15 protein-coding genes are annotated in these 13,248 nt (G+C 42.7%); 13 read left to right on the top strand and 2 right to left on the bottom strand.

Annotated elements, in window-relative coordinates; all coding sequences use genetic code 11:
• Positions 1-98 precede the first annotated feature (98 nt).
• The 6 genes from CO692_RS04800 to CO692_RS04775 all read left to right on the top strand — a co-directional run bounded on the left by CO692_RS04800 (position 99) and on the right by CO692_RS04775 (position 5,492).
• Entirely contained in the window at positions 99-974 is an 876-nt protein-coding gene (locus CO692_RS04800; RefSeq protein ID WP_096741698.1) for an SPFH domain-containing protein, read from the top strand.
• A 3-nt stretch (positions 975-977) separates the two neighbouring features.
• Entirely contained in the window at positions 978-1,475 is a 498-nt protein-coding gene (locus CO692_RS04795) for an LURP-one-related/scramblase family protein (RefSeq protein WP_005233908.1), read from the top strand.
• A 19-nt stretch (positions 1,476-1,494) separates the two neighbouring features.
• Entirely contained in the window at positions 1,495-2,367 is an 873-nt protein-coding gene (gene scrK / locus CO692_RS04790; RefSeq protein ID WP_077452152.1) for a fructokinase ScrK, read from the top strand.
• A 100-nt stretch (positions 2,368-2,467) separates the two neighbouring features.
• Positions 2,468-3,217: an alpha/beta fold hydrolase gene (locus CO692_RS04785; RefSeq protein ID WP_015510359.1), complete on the top strand. Its 750-nt coding sequence runs from the start codon at positions 2,468-2,470 to the stop codon at positions 3,215-3,217.
• Between the two features lie 107 nt (positions 3,218-3,324).
• Positions 3,325-4,287 (top strand): rhodanese-related sulfurtransferase, encoded by a 963-nt coding sequence (locus CO692_RS04780; RefSeq protein WP_096741697.1) that lies wholly within the window; start codon positions 3,325-3,327, stop codon positions 4,285-4,287.
• A gap of 266 nt (positions 4,288-4,553) precedes the next feature.
• Entirely contained in the window at positions 4,554-5,492 is a 939-nt protein-coding gene (locus CO692_RS04775; protein ID WP_005228196.1) for a 2-dehydropantoate 2-reductase, read from the top strand.
• 159 nt (positions 5,493-5,651) lie between these two features.
• Here CO692_RS04775 and CO692_RS04770 read toward each other — a convergent pair whose 3' ends face one another.
• Positions 5,652-6,401: a MurR/RpiR family transcriptional regulator gene (locus CO692_RS04770; protein WP_096741696.1), complete on the bottom strand. Its 750-nt coding sequence runs from the start codon at positions 6,399-6,401 to the stop codon at positions 5,652-5,654.
• A gap of 154 nt (positions 6,402-6,555) precedes the next feature.
• On the opposite strand from CO692_RS04770, the gene pfkB reads away from it, so the two are divergent.
• From pfkB to CO692_RS04735, 6 genes are read left to right on the top strand one after another with little or no spacing between them, the layout of a single operon-like run.
• Entirely contained in the window at positions 6,556-7,494 is a 939-nt protein-coding gene (pfkB, locus tag CO692_RS04765; protein ID WP_081119286.1) for a 1-phosphofructokinase, read from the top strand.
• The gene (gene srlA / locus CO692_RS18125; RefSeq protein WP_413464652.1) at positions 7,491-8,570 is read left to right on the top strand and encodes a glucitol/sorbitol-specific PTS transporter subunit IIC; all 1,080 of its coding nucleotides are present in this window, start codon (positions 7,491-7,493) and stop codon (positions 8,568-8,570) included. Before pfkB ends, srlA begins: the two co-directional genes overlap by 4 nt.
• A gap of 12 nt (positions 8,571-8,582) precedes the next feature.
• On the top strand, positions 8,583-9,581 hold the full coding sequence (locus tag CO692_RS04750) for a PTS glucitol/sorbitol transporter subunit IIB (protein ID WP_074934133.1): 999 nt from the start codon (positions 8,583-8,585) through the stop codon (positions 9,579-9,581).
• Positions 9,582-9,603: 22 nt separating this feature from the next.
• Complete coding sequence (locus tag CO692_RS04745; protein WP_096741695.1) at positions 9,604-9,960, top strand: PTS glucitol/sorbitol transporter subunit IIA; 357 nt, start codon at positions 9,604-9,606, stop codon at positions 9,958-9,960.
• A gap of 42 nt (positions 9,961-10,002) precedes the next feature.
• Positions 10,003-10,683: a fructose-6-phosphate aldolase gene (locus CO692_RS04740; RefSeq protein WP_096741694.1), complete on the top strand. Its 681-nt coding sequence runs from the start codon at positions 10,003-10,005 to the stop codon at positions 10,681-10,683.
• Positions 10,680-11,330 (top strand): HAD family hydrolase, encoded by a 651-nt coding sequence (locus tag CO692_RS04735; protein WP_096741693.1) that lies wholly within the window; start codon positions 10,680-10,682, stop codon positions 11,328-11,330. Before CO692_RS04740 ends, CO692_RS04735 begins: the two co-directional genes overlap by 4 nt.
• A 113-nt stretch (positions 11,331-11,443) precedes the next feature.
• On the opposite strand, the gene CO692_RS04730 is transcribed toward CO692_RS04735, so the two are convergent.
• Complete coding sequence (locus CO692_RS04730) at positions 11,444-12,232, bottom strand: PHP domain-containing protein (protein WP_015510339.1); 789 nt, start codon at positions 12,230-12,232, stop codon at positions 11,444-11,446.
• 132 nt (positions 12,233-12,364) lie between these two features.
• Here CO692_RS04730 and CO692_RS04725 point away from each other — a divergent pair, with 132 nt between their 5' ends.
• Positions 12,365-13,231, top strand: coding sequence for an AraC family transcriptional regulator (locus CO692_RS04725; RefSeq protein ID WP_096741692.1), 867 nt, complete (start codon positions 12,365-12,367; stop codon positions 13,229-13,231).
• Positions 13,232-13,248 lie beyond the last annotated feature (17 nt).

Raw genomic sequence — 13,248 nt, 5'->3', positions numbered from 1 at the left:
AAAATAGCTTGATTGGGAATCGTCGCTGATATGCGCAAGAACATTTGCACAGCGGCTTTAACCAAGGTAAGATAAGAGCAAGAAGGGAAGGAATAAAAATGACAGAAAAACAGACATTTCATGTGAATGGGTATTTAGCACTGGTTGTGCTGATCGGGTTATTAGTTGGCGGCGGTTATTTGTTTTATCATGGGTTCGTAAATGAGAGCGTTCTCGAAATCGTTCTCAGTATTCTTTTATGGATCGTTTCGTTTCTTTTCCTTAGTTCGTTAACGATCGTACAGCCCAACCAAGCCAAAGCGATCCTCTTTTTTGGGCAATATTTAGGGACCATTAAAGACAACGGCTTATTCGTGACAACCCCCTTAACCAAAAAAATCAATGTTTCATTGAAAGTCCGCAACTTTAACAGTTCGCTGTTGAAGGTCAATGATTCAGACGGAAACCCGATCGAGATCTCGGCAGTGGTGGTTTTTAAAGTCGTGGATACGGCGAAAGCATTGTTTGATGTCGATTATTACCAAGATTTCATTGAGATCCAAAGTGAAACAGCGATTCGTCATATTGCGACGCAATACCCCTATGACACGTTCAATGACGATGATCTGACGTTGCGAGGCAATACCAATGAAGTTTCGGAGGAGCTGGCAAAAGAATTGCAAGAACGATTGGCTGTTGCCGGGGTCGAAGTTTTGGAGACGCGCTTAAACCACTTGGCGTATGCGACTGAGATCGCTAGTGCGATGCTGCAGCGCCAACAAGCCAAAGCGATTTTATCTGCACGGCAAATCATTGTTGAAGGGGCCGTCTCCATGACACAAATGGCGTTAGAACAAATCGAAGACGGACAGGACATCAATTTCACGGATGACCGCAAAGTCCAACTGATCAATAATTTATTGGTGTCGATCATTACCGATAAAGGCACGCAGCCGGTGATCAATACGGGCGATGTCAAAGAGAAAGGAGTGTAGCATTTGAAGAAACTTTACATCAAACAGAAGGTTTTCAGCATCGGCGAAAAATTTACCGTCACCGATGATTTACAAAACCCTCGCTATTATGTCGAAGGCAGTTTTTTTAAGATCCCGAAAAGTTTTACGATCTTCAATGAGCAGCAGCGACCGATCGCGGAGATCACCAAAAAAGTGTTCAGTTTATTACCGAAATTTTTTGTGGAAGTCCACGGCCAAGAAGCGATCGTTTTAGAAAAACATTTCACATTTTTTAAAGCCCGCTATTCCATCAGTGCAGAAGGCATCGATGTGGACGGCAATTGGTGGGATATGGATTTTGTGGTTAACCGCAACGGTAAGCGAATCGCAGAGATCCACAAAAAATGGATCTCTTGGGGCGATACCTATGAAGTCGTGATCTATGAAGAAGATCTAGATGACCTGATCATTGCATTAGTGGTAGCCATCGATCGCGTCAAAGCAGATGATGCCGCAGCATCAAGTTCAGCAAGTAGTTAGAAAAAAAGGAGCGATGTGCATGTTATACGGTTCGATTGAAGCAGGCGGCACAAAATTTGTGTGTGCCATTGGCGATGAAGAAATGACGATCAAGGAAAGAGTGAGCTTTCCGACAACGACACCTGAGGAAACAATGCCTTTAGTCATTGATTTCTTCAAACAATACCAAACAGATTTAGCAGGGATTGGGATTGGCTCATTTGGGCCTATCGATATCCATCACGATTCTGCCACTTATGGGTACATTACCTCGACCCCGAAATTGGCATGGCAAAATTTTGATTTCATCGGTACCATGAAAAAAGAATTTCCGATCCCGATTTCTTGGACAACAGATGTCAATGCGGCTGCCTACGGTGAGTATGTCTTCGGCAGTGGCAAAGGATTGAGTAGTGTCGTTTACTACACGATCGGTACAGGTGTTGGCGGCGGGGCCTTACAAGAAGGGCGCTTTATTGAAGGCTTTAGTCATCCAGAAATGGGGCATATGCTGGTCGTCCCTCATCCAAAAGATGACTTTGCTGGCAGCTGTCCATTTCATGGCAACTGTTTAGAAGGGATGGCAGCTGGACCAGCCATCGAAAAACGCTTAGGGAAAAAAGGACAAGAGGTTGCAGAAGATGATCCTTATTGGGAAATCGAAGCCTCCTATATTGCTCAATGTGCCTACAATACAACCTTGATGTTTTCTCCAGATGTGATCATTTTTGGCGGTGGTGTGATGAAACAGCGCCATATGCTGCAAAACGTCCACGACGCATTTGCAAAATTGGTCAATGGGTATGTCGAAACGCCTGAGTTAAGCAAATATATCGTGACCCCAGCATTGGAAGACAACGCTGGAACCCTCGGTTGTTTGGCATTGGCTCGAGAAGCGGTCTTACATTCATAAACGAAAAAACGGATCATACTCTTCGGGTATGATCTTTTTTTACAGCGTATCAGTGGCGCTTTTGGCGACTTTTTGTATACTTAAGCTGAGGTGGAAAAGAATGAAATTAGCTGTTCGAAAAAGAAAAATCGGGAATATTCCGGTCTTAGAAGTCGTACCAGAAGAAATGATTTATGAGCCGCTGCCATTGATTATTTACTATCATGGCTGGCAGACGAGTAAAGAATTAGTGTTGACACAAGGCAGAAAGTTGGCTAGAGAAGGTTTTCGGGTGGTCTTGCCAGATGCAGCCAATCATGGGGAGCGCAAGACCCAGCTATCGGAGATTCCTTCTTTAACTTTTTGGCAAAGTATCCAAACCAATCTATTTGAGTTTTCTTACTTAGTCGATTTTTTTGAAAATCTTGGTTTGGTCAACGGTCAGATCGCAGTTGGCGGAGTCTCCATGGGAGGGATGACCACGTGCGGTTTATTGTGCCAGCATCCAGAAATCACAGCGGCAGCTTGTATCATGGGTTCTCCTTCCATGTTGAAATACCGTGACCGCATCCAAATGCACGCTGGCGCTGCTGGGTTCTTTGTACCCGAGGATTATGGTCAGCTATTAAGCTGGATGGATGCTTACGACCTGTCTTCTCAACCAGAGAAATTAGGACAGCGTCCTCTTTTGTTTTGGCATGGTACCCAAGACGAGAAAATTCCTTATGGTGATGTGGAAGCCTTTGTGGCAGAAAATCCAGAAGCAAATCTGCAGTTTATCTCGCGAGAAGAACGCCATCTGGTGCGTGGAGAAACGATGGATCAAGTCACAGCTTTTTTCGTGGCAGAGCTCAATAAAACCAATCCATGACACTGTTTGCTCAAGGAAAATGATTGTGTGGAAAAGTACAAGCATAAAACTCGTTTTTTGTCACGTGATAACCTATACTGTAGGGTGCAAAAAAAGGAGGAATTGGTTTGACATACCGCGTTTTATTATTTTATAAATACACAACAATTGAAGATCCGGAAAGCTTCGCCAAGGAGCATTTAGCATTTGGAAAAGAAATTGGCATCAAAGGCCGTATTTTAGTAGCCAATGAAGGGATCAATGGCACGCTTTCTGGAACGGTTGAAGCAACGGATCGCTATATGGAAAAAATGGAAGCTGATCCCCGTTTTAAAGGGATTTTTTATAAGATTGACGAAGTAGAAGAACATGCGTTTAAAAAGCTATTCGTTCGTCCGCGCAAAGAATTGGTTTCATTGAACCTTGAAGACGACATCGATCCATTAGAAATGACTGGAAAATATTTAGATCCTAAAGCGTTCAAAGAAGCGTTGTTAGATGAAGATACCGTGGTGATCGATGCCCGTAACGATTATGAATATGATTTAGGCCATTTCCGAGGAGCCGTTCGTCCCGATATCCGCAGCTTCCGTGAGTTGCCGCAATGGATCATCGATAATAAAGAAAAATTCATGGATAAAAAAGTCGTTACTTATTGTACTGGTGGTATCCGTTGTGAAAAATTCTCAGGCTGGCTGCTGCGAGAAGGTTTTGAAGATGTGGCCCAACTCCATGGTGGTATCTTTGCTTATGGGAATGACCCAGAAGTTCAAGGCGAGCTTTGGGATGGGAAAATGTACGTCTTTGATGAACGCATCAGTGTGGAAATCAATCATGTAGATAAAAAAGTCATCGGCCGCGACTGGTTTGATGGGACACCTTGCGAGCGCTATGTAAACTGTGCCAACCCAGAATGCAATCGCCAATTCTTAACTTCTGAGGAAAATCAAGCTGCCCATTTAGGTGCCTGTGGCTATGATTGTGCCATCCACGAACACAACCGTTACGTGGAACAACATGGGATCACAGAAGCGGAAAAAGCTGAACGGTTAAAAAACTTTGCAACAAAAAACGAAACAGTCACTGCCTAAACCGACAACTGTTTCACAGAAAATGAATGATTAAAAGAGTCGCACGTGAGTCCGAAAACTGGCTTAGCTCAGTCAAGTTTTCAATCTTCCGTGCGACTTTTTTGAATGAACAAAGTTGGAAACGACCGTTTTTTAATTATCTGAAAAATCTAACTATTCCAATTGTTCTTTTTTCTTTCCTATCGAGAAAAAACGCAAGGCTCTCGCATATTTCACGATTTTAGAGTAAACTATACCTAATTGTGGAAGAGGAAAGAGGAATTCAGATGAAAATTGTTATTGCTGGTGCAGGTGCTATGGGCAGCCGTTTTGCTATTATGTTAAAAAGAGGCGGAAATGACGTCACGTTGATCGACGGCTGGCCGGCGCATATCGAAGCGATCCGTGAACACGGATTACGAGCGAACTTAAACGGTGAAGAGATCGCAGTCCCTTTTTCGATCTATTCGCAAAATGAGATCCCAACGACTGTACAAGCAGACTTGATCCTGGTCTTTACTAAAGCGATGCAACTGGATCAAATGATGCAAACGATCAAACCGATGATCGGAGAGCAAACGAAAGTCTTATGCTTATTAAACGGGATCGGTCATGAGGACACGATTGAAAAATATGTCAGCACGGATAAAATCTTTTTAGGAAATACCATTTGGACGGCGGACTTGATTGGTCCTGGTAATGTTCGCTTGTTTGGGGATGGTTCTGTAGAACTGCAAAATATCGAACCGGGCAAAGAAGAAGATGCCCGTCAATTAGCGGCAGTCTTGGCTGATGCTGGGTTAAATGCGTCTTATTCTGAGAACATTCGCTACTCCATCTATCGCAAAGCCTGTGTTAACGGCACACTAAATGGTTTGTGTTCGATTTTAAATGTGAATATTGCCCAATTCGGACAAACCTCAACGGCGCGTGCGATGGTCCAAACGATTGTGGAAGAATTTGCGGCAGTTGCTGCCCATGAATCTGTTGAACTGGATGTATCCGAAGTAGTCCACCATATTGAAGAAACCTATGATCCAGAAGGCATCGGAATGCACTATCCATCCATGTATCAAGATTTGATCAATAATCATCGTAAAACCGAAATCGATTATATCAATGGCGCAATCTCACGAAAAGGCCGCAAGTACCAAGTGCCAACGCCTTATTGCGACTTTTTGACTCAAATGATCCATGCTAAGGAAGATATTTTAGCAGCAGAATAACACTTCTGCGAAGGTAATAACTCGTAAAATCGCTAGCAGTCAGTAGCGATATCAAGAGACTGCATCCAAATCATTCAGCAAAAAAGTCTTTTCGCTCACTCATAGAAGAAACACTATGAGGGCGAAAAGACTTTTTTTATTGATTTCGAGTGAGTCTGCTTATTTTTTCTTGATACGAATCGCATAAGAATCCAACAAGATTCGAGCAATGACCGATAAGGGCAGTCGTGAGCGGACTTCATAATCAGGGAAAAAGGAAATTTCTGATTTGAAGCCAATCAAAGAAAGCTCGACTAATTCCAGCAAGCGGCTTTCTTTTGAGGCGGTGATCAAAAGCGATCCGATTTCTTTATCGTAACAATTTTGAGCCGCGATGACTAATTCTTCGGTTTCCCCATTTAATGAAACAAAAACCACAGTATCTTCTTTATGCAAACGCTTACTGATCGTAGTGATAATATTGGGATCAGTGTACAACTCACAATATTTATCCACCAGTTGAAATTTTGTCTTCATTTCTTCCCCAATCAATTCTGAAAAGCCCCGTGCAAAAATAACGATTCGTTTCGCGTTGTATATTTTTTGGATCGCATCTTCAATAGTGCCCGTATCCAGCATATTTAAGGTACGAATGACTTCTTGTTCATTTTTAATAATGGAGCGACGGATCTCTTCATCCACCATTTCCACGTTTGAAAAATTCAAGGTTATATTCGATTGCTCTTTTAAATGATGTTTAAAAGAGGTGTAGCCCTCATAGCCCTTTTTCTTCATGGTTCGGACGATCGTTGTCGTTGAAACATTTGCCAGTTCACTTAGTTTGATAATCGAAAGGCTCGGAATTTCTGAAAGGTTTTGCGTAATGTAATTCCATAAAAATAGTTCTGCTTCACTTAATTTGTTGTCCATCTTGCCACCTCTTATCGCTATTTTAGTGTGATTGTATCTGAAAATCAAATGGAATCAAACAAGATTGAAAATGTTTTCAACAGAATGGATCGTTTTAGAAAACATGTACATTCAGAAACAGTGCATACTTAAGGTACAGCAAGGAGGAACAATTATGGGAACGATTTACACATGCACGATGAATTTAGCGATTGACTTATTTATTGAAACAGAACAGCTTTTGCCTCAAGTTGTCAATCGTACACTAGATGATGAGATCCAAGCCAATGGCAAAGGGGTGAACGTTTCTCTTATTTTGAAAATGCTAGGTATTCCCAGCACTGCTTTAGGATTTAGCGGTGGCTTTACAGGAAAATATATTGAAGATTTTTTAAGCGAAAAGCACATCAAGAACGATTTTGTAGCGGTTAATGGAATGACTAGGATCAATGTCTTTACACAAGTCAACGAAGAAAACAAAGAATATAAATTGGTCAATCAAGGACCAGCGATCAGTCCAGAAAATGTGGAACGATTGTTAGCAAAAATCAAGACTCTTGTTCCAGGTGATTTTCTCTGTGTTTCTGGGAGTTTGCCAAAAGGTGTTCAGCCGACGGTTTTGATTGAGATCAGTAAAATCTGTCAGGAACGAGAAGTCAAGCTGATTATTGATAGTAGTTATAAGGAAGTTCGGGAGTGTTTGCAGTATCGTCCTTACTTAATCAAACCAAATGAAGAGGAGTTAGCGACACTGTTTGATGTCGCCACGATCGCACCCGAAGATTATCAGAAATACGGTCAAATGTTAATTGCAGAAGGAGCGCAAAATGTGTTGCTGTCTTTAGGAAGTGAGGGGGGAATTTTTTTAAATGAAGCAACTTGTCTGATCGCTAATGCACCAAAAGGCAAAGTGGTAAATACAGCCTGTGCGGGAGATAGCTTATTAGGGACCTTTATTGCTGGGATGGTTCGCAAGGAGGAGGTTTTTCATACATTGAAAAGAAGTATTGCTGCGGGAAGTTCAACTGCTTTTAAAAAGGGATTGACTGACTTTTTAGATATCCCTGAATTGGAAGCGCAAATACATGTTCATAGAAAGGAAGTCCATAAATGACAAAATTTCAGATAGTAGCTGCGACGGGATGTCCGACGGGGATCGCGCATACGTATATGGCACAAGAAGCATTAGAGCAAGCCGCTAAGAAGCGAGGCATTTCGATCAAAGTAGAGACTCATGGACAGATTGGGATTGAAAATGCGTTGACTGCTGAAGAGATCGAAGCTGCCGACGCAGTCATTATCGCGGCTGATAAAGATGTTCAAGCCGAACGTTTTGCAGGCAAAAAAATCATTGATGTCCCGGTAGCTTCAGGCATTCGCAATGCGGATCAATTGATCGCTGATGCCTTAGAGGGTGCAGGGAAAATCAAACAGCCGAAGCAATCTGTTCCGACCAATAAAGAAGAAGTAGCCGTCAGCGGGATTGGACATACGATCTACAAAAACTTAATGAATGGTGTCTCCCATATGTTACCGTTTGTGGTCAGTGGGGGAGTCTTGATTGCTATTTCATTTCTTTGGGGGATTTATTCGGCTGATCCAACTAACGCTCAGTACAACGAATTTGCTGCGCGACTCAATGGAATCGGTGGTTTTGCTATGAGTATGATGGTCCCTATCCTATCAGCATTTATTGCGGAGAGTATCGCGAAACGACCAGGACTAGTGGTTGGGTTTGTTGGGGGCTTGATCGCGGCAGACGGCGGCACTGGCTTAGGAGAAGAACGCGTGACCAAAGTGGCACGTTTATCTTCAAAAAATCCTTTCACTCGCTATTTGCTTTTACCTTTCCTATCTGCCTTTATGTTAGGAAACCCAATGTCGTTTACTATGGCTCGCTTTTTACCTGAATATTATAAGCCTAGCTATTATGCTTCACAAGCGCAATTTTGTCACACCAGTAATGGGGTATTTCCTCATATCAATCCGGGAGAACTCTTTGTATGGTTGGGTATTGCCCAAGGAATCACAACATTAGGCTTAAACTCGATGGAGCTGGCGATTCGTTACCTATTGGTCGGTATGATCATGAACTTTATTGGCGGTTGGATCACCGACTTTACGACTGCTTACGTGTGTAAGCAGCAAGGCATCACTTTGAGTAAAACAGTCAAACTAGCGGCAGAATAAGGAGGAATCAAGATGACGTACAAAAGTATACGAGTAGTCAAAGGCAGTGGCGGTTATGGCGGTCCCTTAGTGATCACGCCGACAGAAGAAAGACATAAATTTATTTACATTACTGGTGGTGGTGAGCGACCTGCAATCGTTGATAAAATTGTTGAATTAACGGGAATGGAAGCAGTCAATGGCTTTAAAACATCGATTCCCGATGATGAAATTGCATTAGCGATCATTGACTGTGGTGGCACGCTACGTTGCGGTATTTATCCCAAAAAAGGAATTCCGACGATCAATGTCGTCGCAACGGGGAAAAGTGGGCCATTAGCACAATATATCAATGAACAGATCTATGTTTCGGCGGTTGGGGTCGACCAAATTTCATTAAGTGAAGAGCAAGAAGCAACCACCGTCGCCAATGAAGCAACAGCTCCTAAGCGGGAATTCACCTACGATACTTCGAAAAAAATCACAGAGCAAAAAGCCGAGCAGCAAAATTTTATTGCCAAGATCGGGATGGGCGCCGGGAAAGTCGTTGCGACCTTTAACCAATCTGCACGAGACGGGGTTCAGACGATGATCAATACCGTCATTCCCTTCATGGCATTTGTTTCCCTGTTGATTGGAATCATTCAAGGGTCAGGCGTTGGAAATTTCTTTGCGAATGTGATGGCGCCATTGGCTGGCAATATTTGGGGATTGATGATCATCGGCTTTATTTGTTCCTTGCCATTTCTCTCCCCGTTACTTGGACCAGGGGCAGTGATCAGTCAAGTGATCGGGACACTGATTGGGGTCGAGATCGGCAAAGGAACGATTCCACCACAACTTGCTCTACCTGCATTATTTGCGATCAATACTCAAAATGCCTGTGATTTTATTCCAGTTGGGTTAGGATTAGAAGAGGCAGAAGCGGAAACGGTTGAGGTTGGGGTACCTTCTGTTCTTTATTCTCGTTTCTTAAATGGTGTACCACGGGTCTTCGTAGCATGGCTTGCAAGTTTTGGACTTTATAGTTAAATCAGTATAGGAGGAAGCAGAAATGGCAGTTTTTACTACGACAGTTCTTTCAATCGGTGTGGAGGCGGAATTATTTCGCCAAGAAAATATGATCATTCTTTTTGGCAAAGATGCACCGGCAGCGTTAGCTGACTATTGTTACAATATTGAAGTACAGCCAATGAATGGCACGATTACATCTGAACAAAAATTATGGATCGATGATCAAAGCTATCAAATTACCTCGGTAGGCGGTGTGGTATCAAGAAATTTACAAGAATTAGGACACATCACGATTAAATTTGACGGCAGTTCGACCTCTGAATTACCAGGCACACTTTATGTAGAAGCAAAAACGATCCCTGTGATTGATAAAGGAACGAAAATCAGCATTAAGTAAGGAAACTGTCTAGTAAAACGTAAGATTGAAGGAGTGTAAGCAATGGAATTCTTTTTGGATACAGTAAATCTTGAGGAAATCACCCACTATCAAAAGGTACTCCCGCTGGCAGGAGTAACCTCAAACCCCACGATTTTGAAAGCTGCGGGGAACATCGACTTTTTTACTCATTTGCAAGCAGTGAAAGAACGAATCGGAGAAGCATCCTTACATGTTCAAGTGGTTGGGGAAACCGTCGATGAGATGATCCTAGATGCAGAAACGATTATCAATAAGCTGGGAAAAGAAGTCTATGTCAAAATCCCTGTCAATGAAAATGGGTTAGAAGCCATCAAACGCTTAAAAGAGCGTGAATTCAACTTAACAGCTACAGCCATTTATACCGAATTGCAGGGGTTCTTAGCGATTGGTGCTGGAGTCGATTATTTGGCGCCATACTATAACCGTATGGAAAATATTAATGTTGATGCACCAACAGTCATTGAATCATTGGCACAAGCGATTCGTACCACTCAAGCACAAAGTAAGATCCTTGCCGCAAGCTTTAAGAACACTGCGCAAATGAATCGCGCGATTCGTGCAGGGGCACATGCGCTCACTGCTGATCCAGACATCTATCGACAAGGATTAGCCATGCCTTCCATTCAAAAAGCAGTAACGGACTTTCACAATGACTGGGTCGAGACGTTTAAGTCGCCATCGATTCAGGGGTTATGCCAATGACGACAACGGTAATTTTTGATATGGATGGGGTTATCGTAGATTCTGAGTATACGTTTTTAGAATCAAAAACAGCGATGCTTCATAGTGAAGGACACCTTGTAGATGAGTCATATCACTATCAGTTCATGGGGACCACTGCAGAATTTATGTGGGAAAAAATGAAGGAAGAATTACAGTTACAAAAATCTGTTTCAGCGTACATTGAAGAAATGAATCGCAGAAGAAAAGCGTTGATCACACGTGATGGCGTCAAAGCGATTCCTCATGTGCAAACATTGATTCGGCAGTTAGCAGAAGCGAACTTTCAGCTTGGTGTTGCTTCCTCTTCTCCCAAAAAAGAGATTGAGGAGAACCTGGATCAATTGCAGTTGCGAAACTATTTTACAGAGATCGTCAGTAGTGAAGAGGTAGCACGCTCGAAGCCTTTTCCTGACGTATTCTTGAAAGCAGCGTCGTTGTTGAGCGCGAACCCTCAGCAATGTATCGTCATTGAAGATACGATCAATGGCTGTAAAGCTGCCAAAGCTGCGGGTATGTACTGTATTGGCTTTGCGAATCCAGCATTCCCTGTGCAAGGTCTGCCAGCGGATCAAACGATTATTGATTTTCGTGACCTGAATGTGCAAGAATTGAAAACCATCAAATAATACGCACAACTAAAATGACCAACCTAGGAAAGGATAACTGCTAATGAAGCTGGAATCCTCCTTTCCTTGGCTGGTCATTTTTAATTTTTTTGCATGATAGTCAAAGAATAAGCTTATTCTGTCGGCAGATCCGCCATAAACCGTTCGCTACCTTGAAAGACCGCTAATTGATTGACACCAAAGGAACGCAACAGATCGCTCATCGCTGCAAAATCTAACCGATAGTCACTGGCTTTATGGGCATCAGAGCCGAGGGTGAACAATTTACCACCGACACTTTGATACAGCGGGATAGCATATTGATAAAGGTGGGCATTTTGATAGGGGCCAAAACTCTTAGCGTTGATTTCCATCGCTAAGTCACGGGCAACGATTTTTTTGAAGATCGTCGTTAACTCTGTTTCAAAATGGGCGGCCAATTCCTCAGCTGTAAATTGGAAACGACGCAAGCCATAATCAAAGTGGGTCACGATATGCCCGTCAGAAAACGAGTCCAACACGTGGGCCATTTGGTCAAAGTATTGTTTGGCGACTGCAAATTTGTCCTTGTTCAACACGGCGTCGTCCATATAATCAAAGGTACCGTTTTGATGGATGCTGATCAATTTCAAGTCATAAGGATGGCTTTCAAGATAGCGCAAGATTTCTTGTTCTTGACCAGGCACGACACCAATCTCGATGCCTTTTAAGAGTTTCGTCGCTGTGGTCTCTTGCAGCTTCTGGTGGGTATTTACTAGTAATTCATAGTCAGGAATATCATCACGGAATCCCGAATAGGGGTTCTTCAAATCGAAATGATCTGTCGCAACGAAGTAGGCAGGCTGGTAAGCTAGATAATTCTCAAACTGTTCATCTGAATCAAAAGACAAAAATGTATGCAGATGTTGATCATAATAATTCATAAACAAGACTCCTTTTCTTGAATACGATACCACAAAAAAGCAGAAGAAACTATGATTAGCTGAGAAAAGGTTTTCTCTTGGGCAATTTTTCGCTTATAATAAATAAGAATAGAGCGAAGGAGTCGGTCAGCCATGAGTATGTACCTTGAAATTCCTGAATTTGAAAGTGAATTTCGTTTTCGAACGTTTCTAAATGATGGGTTGACCATCGTTTACCCCCATGTCCATAAAGAAATCGAGATCATTTACGCTAAGCGCGGCACGGTGAATATTGGTGTTGACGATACGATCATTGAGTTGGAGGAAGGGGATCTCTATCTTTTTTCCAGCGGGCAGCCCCACTACTTTCTTGCATCACCTGAGAGTGAACGCTATGTCTATCAATTTGATATGCAGCTTTTTGAAGAGCCGCTGCTGCGAGAAAATGAAGTATCCTTGATGACACTCTTTGAAGAAGGGGAGCCCCACAGCAAAAATTGGCCAGCGAGTTTTACGGAAAAAATAACAGGTCTCTTGATCGAGTTGTATCAGTTGGAAGAGGAAAATGTTGTTGGGAAGCGTTATTTGACTCTCGGGCTGCTTTACCAGTTGATCGGGGAGTGCTATCAAAGCTTGCCAAAGCGCAAACAAGCCGTCAATCCGCTAAAACGAACGGCCGCACAATACAAAGAAACCTTGCAGCGTCTGAATGATGTCTTTGAGTACATCGAATCTCATTACCAAGAAGTCTTGACGATGGAGGACACCGCAAGACATGTAGGGTTTAGTCCCCATTATTTCACGCGTTTCTTTAAAACCAATACTGGCAAGACCTTCATGCAGTTTTTGACGGAATACCGCATCAATCAAGCCAAATTTATCTTGGCAAATGAAAAGATCCCAATGGCAGAAGTCGCTGAAAAAGCAGGCTTTGCTAGTGTCAAAACATTTCACCATGTCTTTAAGGAAGCCGTTGGTCAATCACCGTTGCAGTACCAGAAACAACTGAATCAAAATTGATAGAAACAGCCGATGAG

It is taken from the genome of Enterococcus sp. FDAARGOS_375, from assembly GCF_002393265.1.
Lineage (GTDB): Bacteria > Bacillota > Bacilli > Lactobacillales > Enterococcaceae > Enterococcus_D > Enterococcus_D innesii.
This window is presented reverse-complemented; position numbering and strand designations above follow the sequence as displayed.